The sequence below is a fragment of the Bartonella sp. DGB1 genome, assembly GCF_041345015.1.
Taxonomy (GTDB): domain Bacteria; phylum Pseudomonadota; class Alphaproteobacteria; order Rhizobiales; family Rhizobiaceae; genus DGB1.
The window spans coordinates 512,010-529,810 of the sequence record NZ_CP166769.1; the positions used below are offsets into that span (position 1 = coordinate 512,010).

Below are 17,801 nucleotides of genomic sequence, written 5' to 3' on the forward strand. Positions count from 1 at the left end.
TTTCACCATTTTTACTAGCGATTTTTTGAGCTAATTCTGGTAATGCTTATGCACTACCGTGATAAATAACGAAGTTATTGACGTTATCATCTAGCCAGTTATCAGTTGATGTAATAGATGACTTCAGTTCTTCAGGTAAATCATTATACATAGATAATATATGTTCTTTTTTCTCAAAATAACTTTAGCATTTATTGCTAATATTACACACATCTGTATTAAAGCATCGTCTAATGATATACCTAGGATATTTTATGAGGTGATAAATGATAAGCATTCATTGTTACCATGCTGAATAACGTTAATAATATTCAGGTCATCATCTAACTGATGGTTAGTTATTATAATAGCTAATTTGAGTTCTTCAGGTAAATCATTATATATAGATAATATATGTTCTTTTTTTCAAAAATAACTTTAGCATTTATTGCTAATATTGCACACATCTGTATTAAAGCATCGTCTAATGATGTACCTAGGATATTTTATGAGGTGATAAATAATAAGCATTCATTGTTACCATGCTGAATAACGTTAATAATATTCAGGTCATCATCTAACTGATGGTTAGTTATTATAATAGCTAATTTGAGTTCTGGTAGGCGTTAATAGTATATATTTTAATATCTATATTATTAATTATCCTCTAATGACTAATCATTAGAGGATAATTTTTAGATAGTTAAAAGTCTATGGTCATTAAGCTAACATTACCACCTGCAGCAGCAGTATTTATACTTTCAGAGTGTTCTAAGAATAAACGTTCTAGTTTAATGTTGCTTTTACCATGGTCTATTCTTTGAATGGAGATTATTTCACCATTTTTACTAGCGATTTTCTGAGCTAATTCTGGTAATGATTCTGCACTACCGTGATAAATAACGCTGTTAATATTGACGTTATCATCTAGCCAGTTATCAGTTAATGTAATAGATGATTTTAGTTCTTCAGGTAAATCATTATATATAGATAATATATGTTCTTTTTTCTCAAAAATAACTTTAGCATTTATTGATAATATTGCACACATCTGTATTAAAGCATCATCTATGTTAGATGATATACCTAGGATATTTTTACGAGGAGATAAATAATAATTATTCAATTCTCCTGTAGGTCCAGTAAGCTGATAAATATAATCAAGTAAAGAAAAAGAAAAATAATGGTTCCATACAGAAATTATATGATTTTTTTGATTCTTCTCTAACCAAGCAAGGAAGGTTTTCTGTACACTATTATAATTATGTTGATTTTTACAACGTAAAACTACAGAAGGTGAAGTCGCAATTTGATCTATAGTTAATTCAGGATAATCAGATAAAAAACGATACAGATAAAGAGGACCACCTGCTTTTGGACCAGTTCCAGATAATTTTTCACCTCCAAACGGTTGGACTCCTACAACGGCGCCTACCATATTACGGTTAACATACATATTACCTACTTCAGCATTATTTAAGACTAAGTCAATTGTGCTATCGATACGTGTTTGTAATCCTAAAGTTAGTCCATAACCACTTGCATTTATTTGTTGTATTAATTCTGCTAATTCAGACTGTTTAAAAGTTATTACATGTAATACTGGTCCAAAAATTTCTTTTTTTAGTTGGTTGAAATTTTGTAACTTAACTAAGGTTGGAGCGACAAAATAACTATTATCTGATTTATTATTAATAAAATCAATATGTTGTTGAGATTGATAAATCTCGTAACCGGCATCTTTACAATCTTTTACATGTTGTAAAATATTGTCTTGAGATTTTTTATCAATAACAGGACCAATGTCATTAGATAATATACGAGGGTCACCTAAACGTAATTCGTCCATTGCTCCTTTTAACATAGTTAAGGTTTTTTCTGCTATTTCTTCTTGTAAGCACAAAATTCTTAATGCTGAACATCTTTGACCAGCGCTATCAAAAGCAGAAGCAATAACATTGGTTACTACTTGTTCGGTTAAAGCAGAAGAATCAACTATCATAGCGTTAATTCCTCCAGTTTCTGCTATTAAAGGTATTTCTTGACCAGCCTTACAATTTTGAGATAATTGAGAATGTAAGTTTTTTGCTACTTCTGTGGATCCAGTAAAACAAACAGCAGCGATATCTGGATTAGAAACTAATGCATTACCAACGGTAGAACCTCTACCTAATACTAATTGTAAAGCAGATTTTGGCAAGCCAGCTTCATAAAATAATTTCACTGCTTCAAAAGCTATTAAAGGAGTTTGGTCAGATGGTTTAGCTATAACGCTGTTACCAGCTGCTAAAGCAGCAGCTATTTGACCAGTGAAGATAGCAAGAGGAAAATTCCAAGGACTGATACAAGCAACTACACCTAGAGCTTTATGTTTATCATTATTGAAATTTTGCTTTATCTCAGCGCTATAATAGCGTAAAAAATCTATCGCTTCTCTTATTTCTGCAACGGCATTATTGCAAGTTTTACCAGCTTCTCTAACTAAGATATTAATCAATGAAGGAATACGACTTTCCATTAGATCAGCTGTTTTTAGTAGAATATTAGCTCTTACTTCAGGAGAAACACGTTTATACTGATCAAAAGCATCTTTAGCTACATTGACAATATTAGGAATAGAATCAAGATTAATTTTACTACAGCTTCCTATTATATCAGTTGGATCAGCAGGATTTATTACTGATTTTGGTTCTTCAGCTATATAATCATGGTTAACTAAAGGAGTAGCTATTATTTTATCAGTTTCTATTGTTGCTAAATCAGCTTGTAATTGTGATAAGGTTTTTTCATCTGAAAAATCTAACCCGAAAGAATTATCCCTTTGGCTACCATATAAATTACGAGGTAAGCTAATAACTGGATGAGGTGAACCTATTTCCACATTATTATTTGCTGCATCTTCTTCTACTTGAGTAGCCGGATCAACTAATAATTCCTCTAAAGAGATATTAGGATCAGAAATGCGATTTACAAAAGAACTATTAGCACCATTTTCTAACAACCGTCTAACTAAATAAGCAAGTAAGGTTTCATGTGTACCTACAGGAGCATATATACGACATGGAACACCTAAGCCATTTTCAGCTTTTGGTTTCGTTACATTTGCATATAAGCTTTCTCCCATTCCATGTAAACATTGAAATTCATATGACTTATCACTGCCTGCCATATGATATACAGCACTAAGAGTGTAAGCATTATGCGTCGCAAATTGTGGATAAATATATTCTTGGGCATCAAGCAAATATTTTGCACAAGCTAAATAGGAAATATCTGTATGCATTTTGCGAGTATATACTGGATAATCTGTTTGACCATCTACTTGTGCTAGCTTTATTTCACTATCCCAATAAGCACCTTTAACTAAACGTACCATCAAGCGATGTCCGCTACGTTTTGCTAAATCAATCAGTTCTTTAATTACAAAAGGACAACGTTTTTGATAAGCTTGTATAACAAAACCTATACCGTTCCAATTTTCAAGCTCTTTTTCAAAGCATAATTTTTCTAATAAATCTAACGATAATTCTAAACGGTTACTTTCTTCTGCATCGATATTAATACCAATATTATATTTTTTTGCTAGTAAAGTTAAAGATTTTAAACGACCATATAATATATCCATTACTTGATCGAGGTGCGATCTTTCATATCGAGGATATAAAGCAGATAATTTTATTGAGATACCAGCTTTACTATAAATATCTGCATCTACATTAGAATTTTTACCGATGGCGTTAATGGCATTTTCATATGATAGTAAATATTGTTTTGCATCAGCTTCTGTTAGTGCAGCTTCACCTAACATATCATAGGAATAGCGGTAACCCTTTTTTTCATAAGGTATAGCCTTAGATAAAGCATCTTGAATAGTTTCACCCATTACAAATTGTTCACCCATTAAGCGCATAGCATAATCCACTGCTTTACGTATGATAGGGGTACCACTTTTGTTTAACAATTTTAATAAAGAGCTACTTAAGTGAGATTCTTTAGGTGTCTCAACTAATTTACCAGTAATTACTAACCCCCAAGTAGCTGCATTTACGAAAATAGATTTACTTTTACCTATGTGATTATACCAATCACGTTGCGCTATTTTATCTTTAATTAATAAATCACGCGTTTGCTTATCAGGAATACGTAATAAAGCTTCAGCTAAGCACATTAAAGATATTCCTTCCTCAGAGGAAAGAGAAAATTCTTGTAAAAGATTTTGTACTAATCTAGAACGACCTTTATTATTATTTTTATCGCGTAATGATTTTGCTAGTGAATGAGCTGTTCTTTTGACATCAGCTTTTATAGTTTCATCTAGTTTTGCATCATTTAGTAAATTTTTTATTGCATCTTTCTCTGACATTCGATAAGCATCTGTAATTTTTTGACGTAAATCAGATGGTGGAGTAGAGGATAATAAAAAATCGAAGCTAGAGTTAGGAGTATTTTTTACTTTATTAGTAATTGTCATATCTTTTCCGTTTAAATAATAAGAACGTTAATTTATAGGGGTTTTGTTAATTCTGTTAACCAAGCAGTTTCAGCCTCAGTTAAATAGGAAGATAGTTTAGATAATACAGAAGCATGATAATTATTGAGCCAGTCTAATTCTTCAGCATCTAATAGCGATGTGTCAATTAATTGTCGACAGAAAGGAACATAGGTAAGAGTTTCAAATGAATGCATTTCTAATTCACCATCCGCAGGAATGGTAGGAGCACTTACGGCCATAAGATTTTCTAATCTGATACCAAATGCGCCAGCCCGGTAATAACCAGGTTCATTAGATAATATCATACCAGTTTGTAGTTCTGCCATTCCACGAGAGGATATATTTTGAGGACCTTCATGTACAGCTAAAAATGAACCTACTCCATGACCAGTACCATGAGCATAATTAAAACCATGTTTCCATAAAGCTATCCTTGCTAATATATCAAGATCTGCGCCCCGGCTATGTGGTATAAATTTTGCTAAAGATAAAGATATTAAACCTTTTAAAACAAGGGTATAAAGTTTTTTTATTTCTTGATCATCTACATTGCCTATCGGAATTGTCCGGGTAATATCCGTAGTTCCTTCTTTATATTGACCGCCTGAATCAATTAAAAACAATTCTCCAGGACGCAACATTTTATTAGTTTCATTAGTAACTCTATAATGGATAATAGCGCCATGTTCACCAGAACCAGCTATAGTAGAAAAGGACTGATCTTCTAATTTACTACCAAAAATTTTTGCTGCTTCTATACGGAAATTAGCTAATTGTTCTGCTGCAGATAATTCAGTTACTTTATTTTCAGGTTGTTGCTCCACCCAAAATAAAAATTTTGTTACAGCTAAACCATCCCAGAGATGTGCTTTACGCGCACCTTCTAATTCAACTTTATTTTTGCAGGCACGAGGTAACCGACAAGGATCCATAGCAAAAATATATTTACCGGATAAATTGTCAATAATTTGAGCAAATTTCTCAGAACATAAAACAGGGTCTAATAAAGCTATTTTATTATTTTTTACTAGATTTTCGACGTGAGGTAATAATTCTTGAGGTTTTTTGAACTTACAAACTGGACCAAGGATATTTGTTATATCAGTCGTAATTTTTTCTTCTTCCATAAAACAGACGATACTTCCAAATCGTTCTACGATGGTAAATCCTAACGCTAATGGAGTATGATCAATATCCTTGCCACGAATATTTAACAACCAAGCTGTAGAAGAAGGATCGGTTAATATAGTGAAATCAGCTCCTGTTTTAGTTAAGCTTTCTTGAACTAATTTTAATTTATCCTCGCAGCTTTGACCACTATATGACATTGGATGTAGATATATTGGATTTAATGGACGGGCGGGTTGATCTACCCAAATGGTATCAACTAAATTTTGTTCTAAAGATACCAGACGAGAATTTTTATGTGAGGAGATAGCTTTTTTAAGATTCTCAACTTCATTGATGACATGTAACATAGGATCATATCCTATAGTTAAATTATTACCATATTTGCTTAGCCAAATATGAGGAGGACAACTAATTAGATCCTCATATTCATACAAAGAAGAATCAGTTTGTTGTTTTACTTGTAAAGTATAACGACCATCTACAAAAATAATTGCCCTATCTGCTAATATTAATGCAGCTCCAGCGGATCCAGTAAAACCAGTTAACCAAGCTAAACGCTGTGCATATTCGGCTATATATTCTCCTTGGAATTCATCCGCGTGCGGCACTAATAAACAATCTAAATTGTGTTTTGTCATTTCTTGACGTAGTAGATCTAAACGTATTTTAAAATGAGACATTTAAATTCCTATTTGTTTGATGAAAATTCTAAAGCTACCCAGTCACCTAAAGATAATTTATTTTTGCAGAATAGCCCAACCTTATGATAAACGTCAATAACTTTTAAGCTTTGATCAGTTAAAATACCAGATAATATTACTCGTCCACCATCAGCTAAATGGTTATACATATCAGAAGCAAGTTCGATTAAGGGACCAGCTAAAATATTAGCTATTATTAAATCATATTTTACATTATGAATTAATCTTGAATCTGAAAAACCATCTGCAACATATGCTTTAATTTGTGTAGTAACATTATTGATTGTAAAATTTTCTTTAGCTATCTCAATAGCTAAAGGATCAATATCTGTAGCAATTATATGAGGGGCTCCTAGTTTAGCTAAGGCTATAGATAAAATACCGCTACCTGTGCCTAAATCTAAACAATAATTAGGTGCTGATTTAGAATAATGGCTTGTAATTAATTGTAAACATAGGTGAGTGGTTTGATGATGACCTGTACCAAATGCTTGATTAGCATTTATTTGTATTGAGATTTTATCGTTATCTATTGAAGATTGATCATGGCTACCGTGAACAAAGAAACAACCAGCCTCGATAGGTTTTAATGTTGATAAACTATGTGCTACCCAATCAATTTCAGGTAATTCTTCTAGCTTCAACTGAGAAAGATAAACCGGAGAAATTTGTGAGATTGCTTTGGTTATATGATCTTTTGCTGTAAGAGGAGCATAAATAGAAAATTCAAAAATATTATTTTTTTCATCTAATTCAGTAATACAGATCGGATATTCTTCATCTTCAAAAATATCAGAAAAAATATGATATAATTCTTCTGCTTGTGAAGTAGATAATTCTAGAGAAAATTTAATTTGTTGCATCTTTATAACTTAATAAATCTTTTATTTTATTCATTGAAAGAATTGGATCTTCGCCGAAAGCTATCCAACTATGTAAGGCACCGCCTTTTTTAAGTAGCATAAAACCGGCTGTATGGTTTAAAGTGTAATCATTAGGATTTTTTGTGTCATAAAAGACTTTTTTCCAATTAGCACCTAAGTTTTTTAATGCTTTAAATTGTTTTTTTGGTTCATCAGTAATACCTACGATTTGACTAGAAAAATTTTCAATATAATCTTTCAATATAGGGAGGCTATCACGCTCAGGATCTACTGTAAAGAACCAGATGTTTAGATCTTTAGTCTGCTCACCTAGCTCCTCTAACCAAAAGCTTAACTCTAGGAAGGTAGCAGGACAGAAGTCTGGACAATGAGTATAACCAAAAAATACTATTGAGGGCTTTTCATGTAAATCTTGTAAGGTTACTATTCTATTATCAGTAGCATGCAATCTAAAATCCTTACCTACAGGAGAAGAATGATAATAATAAACACCGATGAGTAATAAGAGGAAGGTGATTAATATTAGGAGCAGCTTTTTCATATGGAAATCTTTCTGATATAGAGGGTATGTTTATTTTACAAAAAAATTCGTTATTAAGCTAGTAATTTATTAGCTTATCACCATTCTATAACGGAGTAACATAATTAGTTAAAACGTTTTTTTCACCAGCTTTATCGAAATTAATAATTAAATTGTCATCATAGATTTTTAGAATAGTTCCAGAACCAAATTTTAAATGAAATACTCTTTCACCTATAATAAATTGTTTAGCTGGTATAGTTTTATTTTCAAATTGTGGTGAAGAATTTAGCAATTTAGCAGATTTAGCTAAGGCGGCTCTTTGCCAACCAGGAGTTGGATATCCATTAGGTAATTTATTATGGTTAAAAGAAAATGAATTATAACCATTATATTGTGATAAGGAAGTAATTTTATTTATATGTTCTATCGGTAATTCTTGTAAAAAGCGGGAGGGCTGACTTGGTTGATGACGTCCGTGAATTCGACGATATTTAACTGAAAAAATGTGTAAATTAATTTTTGCTCTAGTAATACCTACGTAAGCTAGGCGCCTTTCTTCTTCTAATAAAGCGGAGCTTTGGCTACTTGATAAAATACGTTCATGCGGGAAAATTCCTTCCTCCCAACCGGTTAGAAAAACAGTAGAAAATTCTAATCCTTTAGAGGCATGTAAGGTCATTAGATTGACCGTATCTTGTGTGTCTATATTATTGTCACGGTCTAAGGTAAGGCTGATATGTTCTAAATATTCATATAAATTATCATAAGAACTTAATGAATTAACCAATTCTTTTAAATTTTCAGTTCTTTCCTTAGCTTCATCAGAGCTATCCATTTTATATATCGCTGAATAACCTGATTCATCTAAGATAATTTTAGCTAAATCGGCTGGAGAAAAGTGGTTTAATTCTTTTTGCCAACGTAAAAAATTTTCTATAAAAATTGTTAAAGCGGATTTTGCTTGTTTACTAAGCTCATCACTATAAGTTAATTTTTCAGCCGCCGCAAATAAAGAGATATTTTTTAGCCGCGCGTAATCATATATTTTACTTAAACTTTTTGCGCCTAAACCACGTTTTGGTGTGTTGATTATACGTTCAAAAGCTAAATCATCATTGCTATTTATAGTGAGACGTAAATAAGCTAACGCATCTTTAATTTCCAGTCTTTCGTAGAATTTAGTGCCGCCAATTATACGATAAGCTATTGATCTAGTAATAAAATATTCTTCTATTTCCCGCATTTGAAATGTTGCACGAACTAATATTGCTATTTCTTTAAGCGGATGACCTTCTTTATGTAGTTTTTCAATCTCTTTGGCTATAGTTCGGGCTTCATCTTGTGAATCTTGTGTGAAATATACATTTACTAATGGTACATTAATGTTATTTGCATCAATAGCGGCATATAAATTTTTGCCTAACCTATTTTTATTATGTGCGATTAAATGAGACGCTGCACCTAAAATATGTTTTGTAGAGCGGTAATTTTTTTCTAATCTTATTATTTTTGCTCCAGGAAAATCTTGATCAAAACGTAAAATATTGCTGATGCTCGCACCACGCCAACCATAGATGGATTGATCTTCATCGCCAACACAACATAAATTTATAAGGGCATTATTTTCTTTTTTGGAGAGTAATTTTAGCAATTGATATTGTGAAATATTTGTATCTTGATATTCATCAACTAAAAAATATTTAAATCTTTGTTGATATTTTTCTAAAATAAGGGGGAATTTTTTGAAAATTTCTATTGGATATAATAATAAGTCACCAAAATCGCAGCTATTAAATATTTTCAACCTATCTTGATATTCTGCATAAAGTTCTATAGCTTTACCATTAGCAAATAAATTTGCTTCTGACGGGGGGACGTCTTCGGGGAGCAGGGCTCTATTCTTCCAATCATCTAGTAATTCTGCAAAAGATTTAACTTTCCAATATTTACTATCGATATTTTTATCAGTGAATATTTGTTTCAGTAACTTAAGAGAATCGCTTTTATCTAAAATAGTAAAGCTAGAATGTAGACCAAGTAACTCTGCATTTTTACGTAATATTTTAACTCCTAAGGAATGAAATGTCCCCATCCAATATAGATCAGAGTTTGCATGTGATAACATATGTTGCACACGGGATTTCATTTCATTAGCTGCTTTATTAGTAAAGGTGACTGCAAAAATCTCATGTGGTTGTGCTAAGTTATTTTGTAAAATATAAGCAATACGACTAGTTAACACACGAGTTTTACCAGTGCCGGCACCAGATAAAACTAATAAAGGACCTTCGGTAGTAGTTACGGCTAGTTTTTGCTCTTCATTCAGTGAAGATAAATAAGAAAAGTCGTAGGAGATATTGTCATCATGCATGTAAAAATTCAATATGGTTAATATTAATCAGCGTCAGGGTTATGTTTTTTACGAAATTCAGCAAGAGAAATTATCTTATTATCTTGTGATGCTGTATCTTTATCTTGTGCGGTTGTTTCTTGTCTTGATGTTGATACCTTTGGATTTTCAGTAGAGTGACTTTTACTTATTTGTATATTTTCGTTGGTTTTTTTTAAGGTCTGATCAAATTCAATTTTAAAAGGCACAGAAGGATCAATAAATTTAATAATAGATTTGAATGGAATAATTAATTTTTCAGGTTGTGAATTAAAGGACAAACATATTTCAAACAGCTCGTCATTTACCTTCAAATCCCAAAATTGATGTTGTAACACGATAGTCATTTGTTCAGGGTAATCAGCCTTGAGTTTAGGTGATATAATAACACCTTTTGTGTTAGTGCAAAATGTAATAAAAAAATAGTGATCTCCTGGTGTTCCAGTTTTGGATATTTCGCTTAATACTGACTTTACTAACATTCTTAAAGAATCTTGCATTAGTATATCATAGCGAATATGGTCTTTACTCATTATATTTCCTCATCCATCTTATATTATTAATATATACATATTTTTTAAAATAGGGAAGAGTATATAATAAGATAATCAAAAATTTTACATAATTATCATGAGAAGATGAGAGCTTCTGTTGACAGGTGCCCTCGAACCCCGCTTAAGCTTGCGACAGCTTAAGACTCAGTTGGAACTATCGCACTACATTAAGCAGCGAGACGTGCTCCCGCATAGTTGTCATTTGCAACTACTAATTAGCCCGATAACGGTGGTACAATACCGAGTAAAAAACAATTTTTACGCTTTTGTCGATCCTGTTTCGCCCCCACCATATTCCAACTTATAGGTTGGAATATGGTGGAGGCGCCGGGTACCGCCCCCGGGTCCAATAAGGTTATTATATTGCCCATTTATTACCATAGTTCGCTACGCGAACTATTTCATTATATCAAAACTTATTGTTTAGATAAAGGACTTTTTTAATGGAACTAATATTACTAACAAGATTTATATTTGTATATGTAATGATAATTAATGGAGTTACAAATGTCAGTTTATGAAAATAACGATTTACAACGATATATTAATGATATTGCTCGTTATCTAGGTAATAGCGTAGATGAAGATATTGTAAGAAAATTAGTAGGTTATTTATCAATAGCATTGAAAGGTAAAGATGCTCGTTATGTAGCGGCGGGTGATCCAGCTGAATTAGCATATGTTGTTAAAAATTGGGTGCAAAAGATTTTACATGTAGATCCAGAACCAGCAAAGCAAGCTGTAGATGAAACAGCTTCTCGCATGAGGCAAGATAGCCATAAAAATAGAGTAACTTTTTATTATTTGGTAGCTGAAAAACTTGATAAATTAGAGGAAATTAGGAAATTATCTTAAAATATCTTTTTATGTGGATAATGACTTTTTTTAATTAAGCAAATCTGTTAATCATAATCTTATGAAAAATTATTTAGATTTGTTAGAATATGTTCTGAATAACGGGACTGACAAGCAAGACCGTACTAATACAGGGGTTAAGTCTATCTTTGGTTATCAGATGCGGTTTGACTTACAGCAAGGGTTTCCTTTATTAACAACCAAAAAGTTACATTTGCGTTCTATAATTTATGAATTATTGTGGTTCTTAAAAGGAGATACTAATATTAAGTATCTGAATGAACATAATGTTTCTATTTGGAATGAATGGGCTGATGAAAACGGTGAGTTAGGTCCAATATATGGTAAACAATGGCGTTCTTGGTTAACTACTGATGGTGCTAGTATTGATCAAATTAGTAATTTGATCAAACAAATAAATGAAAACCCTGAATCAAGACGTTTGATAATATCTGCTTGGAATCCTGAATTTATTGATAAAATGGCGTTGCCTCCTTGTCATTGTATGTTTCAATTTTACGTTGCTGATGGTAAATTGTCATGTCAACTATATCAAAGATCTGCTGATATATTTCTAGGAGTGCCTTTTAATATTGCGTCTTATTCGCTGTTAACTATGATGGTAGCACAAGTAACTAATTTAAAATTAGGAGACTTCGTTCATAGTTTTGGTGATGCGCATTTGTATAAAAATCATCTTGAACAAGCTAAAGAGCAATTATCACGGCAGCCTTATCCTTTACCTAGAATGATTATAAATCCTGAGGTAAAAGATATATTTAATTTTAATTATGAGGATTTTGAGTTAATTGATTATAAAGCTCATCCACATATAAAAGCTAAGGTTGCGGTGTAATGATTTCTTTTATTGTTGCCGCTACAGAAAATCAAGTAATTGGTAATAAAGGTGATATGCCATGGAAATTAAAAAGTGATCTAAAAAGATTTAAACAGATTACTTTAAATCATGTGGTAATAATGGGACATGCAACCTTTGTGTCAATTGGAAAAATATTACCTAATAGGCAAAATATAATTATTTCCCGTAATGAAAAATTACATATAGATAATGCTATCGTAGTTAATAGTCCTGATGCGGCGATTGAAAAAGCATATCAGTTAGTTGGTAAAGATGCTGAAATATTTGTTATTGGTGGTGGTAAAATATTTGAACAATTAATGACATATGCTGAGGTGATTTATTTTACTAGGGTATTAGCTAATATAGAAGGTGATACTTATTTTCCTAAGCTAGATAGTGCAAAATGGAAATTAACTTATCAGGAAAATATAATTGCTAATGAAGGTGATAGTCATGATACAATTTTTCAGATTTATAAAAAAATTAGAAGTTAATTAGATTATGATAAATCGTAAAATCGTTTTAATTGCTGGACCAACCGCTAGTGGTAAGTCTGATTTTGCTAATAAAATTGCTAAAAAGCATAATATGGTCATAGTTAATTGTGATTCAATGCAACAATATTCACCGTTAGCTATTTTAACAGCTCGCCCAACTATAGAAATACAGCAAGAGATAGAGCATTATTTATATGGATATTTAAACTATGATGAGATATCCTCTGTAGGTAGATGGTATAATGATGTACGATTTTTGTTACATGATAAATTAAAAAATAAAAATATTGTTTTTGTCGGTGGTACAGGTCTATATTTCCGAGCTTTAGAAGGGGGCTTGTCAGCTATTCCAGATATCGATGCTAAGCTTAGACAAAAATGGCGTAAGATGTTAAGTGAAATAGGAAGTATAGAATTACATAAAATATTACAAACATTAGATAATCCAATAAGTAAAATTATCAAAAATACTGACGGTCAAAGAATTGTTAGAGCGTTAGAAGTAAAAGAATCCACTGAGAAGTCATTATTATATTGGCAATCTAAAAAGGGTGATAACTTAATAAAAGATTTTTCAATAAAGCGGTATCTATTTATGCCTGAAAGAGATTATCTAACTAGTTTAATTGAAAAAAGACTTAATATTATGTTACAACATGGTGTTATCCAAGAGGTGGAAGATTTTTTAACATTAAATGTACCATCTGATTCACCTTTAACTAAAGTGATTGGTGTAGAAGAAATAAAATTATTTTTGCAGAAAAAAATTGACAAATTATCTATGATAGAACTTATAATAAAAAAGACACGTAACTATGCTAAAAGACAACAAACTTGGTTTAATAATCAATTAGATGATCAATGGCAAAGAATTGAGAATAGTTCTAATTTAGTGACTATAATATAAAGTATAATAACGGATGAATAATATATATCATTATAATGGTGGTTTATTACCGCGTCGACAAACACCAACAGTACAAGTAGATAAGGTGCTTATAGGAAGTAGTGCGCCTGTGGTAATACAATCTATGACAAATACTGATACTGCAGATATTGATGCAACAGTGGCGCAAGTTTCTGCTTTAGCTTTGGCTGGATCAGAATTAGTTAGAATAACTGTCGATCGAAATGAATCCGCTGCTGCGGTTCCTTATATTAAGGAAAGATTAGTTAGACTTGGTCATAATGTACCACTTATTGGTGATTTTCATTATATAGGTCATAAATTATTAACGGATTATCCAGAATGTGCTCAGGCTTTAGCAAAATATCGTATTAATCCTGGAAATGTGGGTTTCAAAGATAAAAAAGACAAGCAATTTGCTCAAATAATAGAAATTGCTATGAAATATAATAAGGCTGTAAGAATTGGTGTTAACTGGGGGTCATTAGATCAAACGTTGCTTACTAGATTAATGGATGAAAATCAAAAGTTGCAACAAAGTAAATCTACCAGAGAAGTAATGCGAGAAGCGGTAGTTCAATCTGCTTATTGCTCAGCTAAGTTTGCAGAGGAACTGGGGATGCCTGCAAATAAAATTATTTTATCAGCAAAAGTAAGTCAGTTACAAGATCTAGTAGCTGTAAATGTAATGTTAGCACAGCGTTGTTCTTATGCCTTGCATTTAGGCTTAACGGAGGCCGGCATGGATAGTAAGGCTATTGTAGCATCTAGTGCTGCCTTAGCAATTTTATTACAACAAGGTATAGGTGATACTATTCGTATATCATTAACACCTAAACCTAATGGAGATAGACGACAAGAAGTGCAAATAGCACAAGAATTATTACAATCATTATCGTTGAGAAATTTTACACCAGTAGTTACAGCATGTCCTGGGTGCGGGAGGACTACTTCTACTGTATTCCAAGAATTAGCACAAAATATACAAGAAAAATTGCGGTCTAATATGCCTATATGGCGTGAAAAATATCCTGGAGTAGAAAATCTAAAAGTTGCTGTTATGGGATGTATAGTAAATGGCCCGGGTGAATCTAAGCACGCAGATATAGGTATTTCTTTACCAGGAATAGGAGAAAATTTAGCAGCTCCAGTATTTGTAGAGGGGGTAAAAATTGCTACTTTAAGAGGCGAAAATATTGCTGAAGAATTTCATAATATCGTGATAGATTATATTAAAAATAAATATCTACCACAGATTCCGTTGCCTGAATTAAATATTAAATGATTAATTTTATAATTAATAAGTGCGGTTAATAATAAAATTAATCATAGTTTGTAAATTTTTAGCTCTCTTACCAAAGGGGGCTAGAATTTCAGTTGCTATTTCTGCTTTCTTTTTTAAGATAGCTTTTGTTTTAGTTTCACCGTAATAATCAATTAAGGTTACTTTATTTTTACTAAGATCTTTTTGTGTTTTTTTTCCTGCTATTTGGCAATTAGAGTTTAAATCTAATAAATCATCTGAAATTTGAAAGGCTTGCCCGATAATTTGACCAAAATATCGTAATTTAGAAGTTATTTCATTTGGTTGTTCAGCCATTATAGCGCCGGTTGCAGCAGCATATTCAAATAACATAGCCGTTTTTAGTGATTGCATATTTTCTATATCTGCTAATTCATTAGCTTGTTTATGTATATTAAGATCTAGATATTGTCCTGCTACCATGCCGCCAACCCCAGCAGCTTGAGATAAGAAAGAAATTAGTTCAAGCGCAATATGTGGTTTCAAATTATTTTTTGATGATGATAATAAAGAAAAGGACATTGTTAATAGAGCATCACCTACCAATATAGCGGTAGCTTCATCATATGCTTTATGTAAAGTTGGTTTACCTCTACGTATATCATCATCATCCATAGCCGGTAAATCATCGTGTGCTAATGAATAACAATGTAATAATTCTAATGAAGCAGCAACATATAAAGAAGATAAAGAACAATTATCAAATAAGGCAGAGGATTCAATTATTATAAATGGTCTGATTCGTTTGCCACCATTTAAACTAATATATCTTATAGCTTCTAATAAGGTAATCGGACGAAATTTTTCATAATTATCAGGTTCACAAGTCAAAATTTTTGTTAGAAAATCATTAAAATTCTTAGTATGATGATCTAATATGTTGATAAACGGCATTATTTTGTTCCTGCATATAATAATTATTTCAAATGACCTGATTTTAACATATATTTACCTATATCTTTATATTTATTTTATAATTGTAAAAGATAATACTAGCAAAATCTAAAAAATACGTGTATAACAAATATTATTTTTGATTTGAAGAGTTAAATTATTCTTATATTCTTGGAGCATACCTATGGCTGTACCTAAAAGAAAAACGTCCCCCTCTAAAAGAGGAATGCGTCGTTCCGCAGATGCTTTAAAGGCACCTACCTATGTAGAAGATAAAACATCTGGTGAATTACGTCGCCCCCATCATATTGATTTAAAAACAGGGATGTATCGTGGTCGTCAGATTCTTTCACCTCGTGGGTAAAGGCGTTGTAGTTTTTTAAGATATAAAAGGCTGGGAAACCAGCCTTTTATATTTTAAATTCGTGTTACATGAATATTGGATCTATCGTAAAAGAGAGTAATATGAGTTTAAATCAAGTAAAAATTGTGGCTGAAAATAATGTCGTTGATCAAGATGGAAATGTAATAGCTACATTTGATGGATTAAAAATAAAAATTTTTTCTAATGACACAGCGTTAGAACATGATTGTTTAAATATAATTTATGATAAATTATTAGAAAAATTTTTATCTTCTTCTAATTCTGATTTTTCAGTTGCCCGTGATGGTGCTTTCCGCTGGTTAGGCGTTGTAATAGGGCGCTTAGTAGCCGGAGAAGATTATCTTAATCCTAAACTGATGTTATTTTTTGATGACAAAATAAGTCAAGATATCAAAACAAAATTTACTGATAGAGCTAAAAGATTTGTTAATTATTACTTTGAAGAAACTTTAAAGCCATTATATGCTTTAAAGGATGCAAGCAATTTAGAGGGTACTGTTAAAAAAATTGCTCAATCTATAGTAAAAAATTACGGAATTCTTGAACGTAAGCATGTTTTACTAGATATGCGTAGCTTGGAAAAAGCCGACAGAATTAAATTGAGGCAATTAGGGGTCAAATTTGGAGCTTATAATTTATTTATACCAATTTTATTAAAACCATTAATGGTGCAAGAATTAGCTTTATTATGGAAAATATTTTATAATAAAACGGAAGTAATAGGGTTAGAACAATTAGTAACAGCATTATTATCTGGGCGTACTTCTCAAGTAGTGGATAAAAATATACCTATGATGAGTTATAAATTATCCGGATATAGAGTGCTAGGAGAACGTGCTGTTAGAGTGGATATTCTTGAACGGTTAGCTGATATGATTCGTCCTTTATTAGCATGGGATGGTACGCCTAAAAATTATATCGAAGGAGCTTATTTTGATAATAGCTTTTTTGTAACATTACCTATGATGGCTGTATTAGGAGCAACCAGTGTTGATATGCAAGTAATATTATCAGAATTAGGTTATGTAAGTACAATAATTGATAAAAGAGTAGTTGATGAAACTTTAGTTAATTATAGAAGTTTTAATAAATGTAATCCTGAGCCAGTAGGTGATTTATGGAAGCTTGAGAAATGTCAACTAGAGCAAGATGAGTTAGATAATAAAAAGGCCGAAGCTAGTATTAATATTTTATTATGGAAAAGATCCACTGTTAAATTTAGTAATATTTTACAAAATAGTGGTAAAACTAATGATACACTGCCCAACAAATTTACTAGTAAGAATAAATCATCGTTTATAAAGAAAAAAGACAAAAATTTTAATAATAAAAAAATTGTTAAACCGACAAAACCGATTGATTTAAATTCTCCTTTTGCTAAATTAGCAATTTTAAAGGATAAACGTTCTAGTAACTGATAATAAGTAAAAATATATTTTTTAGTA

At 31.5% G+C, this 17,801-nt stretch carries 14 protein-coding genes and 1 other RNA gene; 7 read left to right on the forward strand and 8 right to left on the reverse strand.

Annotation, left to right across the window (positions count from 1 at the left end; translation table 11 throughout):
- Nucleotides 1-682: 682 nt before the first annotated feature.
- From putA to ssrA, 7 genes are all read right to left on the reverse strand, one after another.
- A complete protein-coding gene (putA, locus tag AB6T46_RS02545) occupies nucleotides 683-4,450 on the reverse strand; it encodes a trifunctional transcriptional regulator/proline dehydrogenase/L-glutamate gamma-semialdehyde dehydrogenase (protein WP_370931861.1) in 3,768 nt (1,255 codons plus the stop codon).
- A gap of 32 nt (nucleotides 4,451-4,482) precedes the next feature.
- Nucleotides 4,483-6,282, reverse strand: coding sequence for an aminopeptidase P family protein (locus AB6T46_RS02550; RefSeq protein ID WP_370931862.1), 1,800 nt, complete (start codon nucleotides 6,280-6,282; stop codon nucleotides 4,483-4,485).
- 8 nt (nucleotides 6,283-6,290) lie between these two features.
- Nucleotides 6,291-7,166, reverse strand: a complete 876-nt coding sequence (locus AB6T46_RS02555) for a 50S ribosomal protein L11 methyltransferase (RefSeq protein WP_370931863.1) — start codon at nucleotides 7,164-7,166, stop codon at nucleotides 6,291-6,293.
- Nucleotides 7,153-7,728, reverse strand: a complete 576-nt coding sequence (locus tag AB6T46_RS02560; RefSeq protein WP_370931864.1) for an SCO family protein — start codon at nucleotides 7,726-7,728, stop codon at nucleotides 7,153-7,155. The genes AB6T46_RS02555 and AB6T46_RS02560 overlap by 14 nt, the downstream gene beginning before the upstream one ends.
- Nucleotides 7,729-7,813: 85 nt before the next feature.
- Nucleotides 7,814-10,081, reverse strand: a complete 2,268-nt coding sequence (locus tag AB6T46_RS02565) for an ATP-dependent helicase (RefSeq protein ID WP_370931865.1) — start codon at nucleotides 10,079-10,081, stop codon at nucleotides 7,814-7,816.
- Nucleotides 10,082-10,104: 23 nt separating this feature from the next.
- Nucleotides 10,105-10,632 (reverse strand): SspB family protein, encoded by a 528-nt coding sequence (locus AB6T46_RS02570; RefSeq protein WP_370931866.1) that lies wholly within the window; start codon nucleotides 10,630-10,632, stop codon nucleotides 10,105-10,107.
- A 103-nt stretch (nucleotides 10,633-10,735) separates the two neighbouring features.
- Nucleotides 10,736-11,089, reverse strand: a transfer-messenger RNA (tmRNA) gene (gene ssrA, locus AB6T46_RS02575).
- 71 nt (nucleotides 11,090-11,160) lie between these two features.
- Between ssrA and AB6T46_RS02580 the strand changes: the two genes are divergently transcribed.
- The 5 genes from AB6T46_RS02580 (at nucleotide 11,161) to ispG (ending at nucleotide 15,059) form a co-directional block, all read left to right on the forward strand.
- On the forward strand, nucleotides 11,161-11,508 hold the full coding sequence (locus AB6T46_RS02580; RefSeq protein ID WP_370931867.1) for a DUF2853 family protein: 348 nt from the start codon (nucleotides 11,161-11,163) through the stop codon (nucleotides 11,506-11,508).
- Between the two features lie 61 nt (nucleotides 11,509-11,569).
- Nucleotides 11,570-12,364 (forward strand): thymidylate synthase, encoded by a 795-nt coding sequence (locus AB6T46_RS02585; RefSeq protein ID WP_370931868.1) that lies wholly within the window; start codon nucleotides 11,570-11,572, stop codon nucleotides 12,362-12,364.
- Nucleotides 12,364-12,864 carry a dihydrofolate reductase gene (locus tag AB6T46_RS02590; protein WP_370931869.1) on the forward strand — a complete coding sequence of 167 codons (501 nt, stop codon included), beginning with the start codon at nucleotides 12,364-12,366 and terminating at the stop codon, nucleotides 12,862-12,864. Before AB6T46_RS02585 ends, AB6T46_RS02590 begins: the two co-directional genes overlap by 1 nt.
- 7 nt (nucleotides 12,865-12,871) lie before the next feature.
- Nucleotides 12,872-13,774 (forward strand): tRNA (adenosine(37)-N6)-dimethylallyltransferase MiaA, encoded by a 903-nt coding sequence (gene miaA, locus AB6T46_RS02595; protein WP_370931870.1) that lies wholly within the window; start codon nucleotides 12,872-12,874, stop codon nucleotides 13,772-13,774.
- Nucleotides 13,775-13,787: 13 nt separating this feature from the next.
- A complete protein-coding gene (ispG, locus tag AB6T46_RS02600) occupies nucleotides 13,788-15,059 on the forward strand; it encodes a flavodoxin-dependent (E)-4-hydroxy-3-methylbut-2-enyl-diphosphate synthase (RefSeq protein ID WP_370931871.1) in 1,272 nt (423 codons plus the stop codon).
- Nucleotides 15,060-15,071: 12 nt separating this feature from the next.
- Here the strand turns inward: ispG and AB6T46_RS02605 are convergent, their stop codons facing one another.
- Nucleotides 15,072-15,971, reverse strand: coding sequence for a polyprenyl synthetase family protein (locus tag AB6T46_RS02605; protein ID WP_370931872.1), 900 nt, complete (start codon nucleotides 15,969-15,971; stop codon nucleotides 15,072-15,074).
- A gap of 184 nt (nucleotides 15,972-16,155) precedes the next feature.
- Between AB6T46_RS02605 and rpmF the strand changes: the two genes are divergently transcribed.
- Nucleotides 16,156-16,335: a 50S ribosomal protein L32 gene (gene rpmF / locus AB6T46_RS02610; protein WP_370931873.1), complete on the forward strand. Its 180-nt coding sequence runs from the start codon at nucleotides 16,156-16,158 to the stop codon at nucleotides 16,333-16,335.
- 101 nt (nucleotides 16,336-16,436) lie between these two features.
- Nucleotides 16,437-17,774, forward strand: a complete 1,338-nt coding sequence (locus AB6T46_RS02615) for a hypothetical protein (RefSeq protein WP_370931874.1) — start codon at nucleotides 16,437-16,439, stop codon at nucleotides 17,772-17,774.
- The last annotated feature ends 27 nt before the right edge of the window (nucleotides 17,775-17,801 follow it).

What these genes read in the sequence shown, in the direction of transcription:
- AB6T46_RS02605 (WP_370931872.1), bottom strand. Translation starts at nt 15,971, where the DNA reads ATGCCGTTTATCAACATATTAGATCATCATACTAAGAATTTTAATGAT.
- AB6T46_RS02560 (WP_370931864.1), bottom strand. Translation starts at nt 7,728, where the DNA reads ATGAAAAAGCTGCTCCTAATATTAATCACCTTCCTCTTATTACTCATC.
- putA (WP_370931861.1), bottom strand. Translation starts at nt 4,450, where the DNA reads ATGACAATTACTAATAAAGTAAAAAATACTCCTAACTCTAGCTTCGAT.
- AB6T46_RS02555 (WP_370931863.1), bottom strand. Translation starts at nt 7,166, where the DNA reads ATGCAACAAATTAAATTTTCTCTAGAATTATCTACTTCACAAGCAGAA.
- miaA (WP_370931870.1), top strand. Translation starts at nt 12,872, where the DNA reads ATGATAAATCGTAAAATCGTTTTAATTGCTGGACCAACCGCTAGTGGT.
- rpmF (WP_370931873.1), top strand. Translation starts at nt 16,156, where the DNA reads ATGGCTGTACCTAAAAGAAAAACGTCCCCCTCTAAAAGAGGAATGCGT.
- AB6T46_RS02590 (WP_370931869.1), top strand. Translation starts at nt 12,364, where the DNA reads ATGATTTCTTTTATTGTTGCCGCTACAGAAAATCAAGTAATTGGTAAT.
- AB6T46_RS02565 (WP_370931865.1), bottom strand. Translation starts at nt 10,081, where the DNA reads ATGCATGATGACAATATCTCCTACGACTTTTCTTATTTATCTTCACTG.
- AB6T46_RS02570 (WP_370931866.1), bottom strand. Translation starts at nt 10,632, where the DNA reads ATGAGTAAAGACCATATTCGCTATGATATACTAATGCAAGATTCTTTA.
- AB6T46_RS02585 (WP_370931868.1), top strand. Translation starts at nt 11,570, where the DNA reads ATGAAAAATTATTTAGATTTGTTAGAATATGTTCTGAATAACGGGACT.
- ispG (WP_370931871.1), top strand. Translation starts at nt 13,788, where the DNA reads ATGAATAATATATATCATTATAATGGTGGTTTATTACCGCGTCGACAA.
- AB6T46_RS02615 (WP_370931874.1), top strand. Translation starts at nt 16,437, where the DNA reads ATGAGTTTAAATCAAGTAAAAATTGTGGCTGAAAATAATGTCGTTGAT.
- AB6T46_RS02550 (WP_370931862.1), bottom strand. Translation starts at nt 6,282, where the DNA reads ATGTCTCATTTTAAAATACGTTTAGATCTACTACGTCAAGAAATGACA.
- AB6T46_RS02580 (WP_370931867.1), top strand. Translation starts at nt 11,161, where the DNA reads ATGTCAGTTTATGAAAATAACGATTTACAACGATATATTAATGATATT.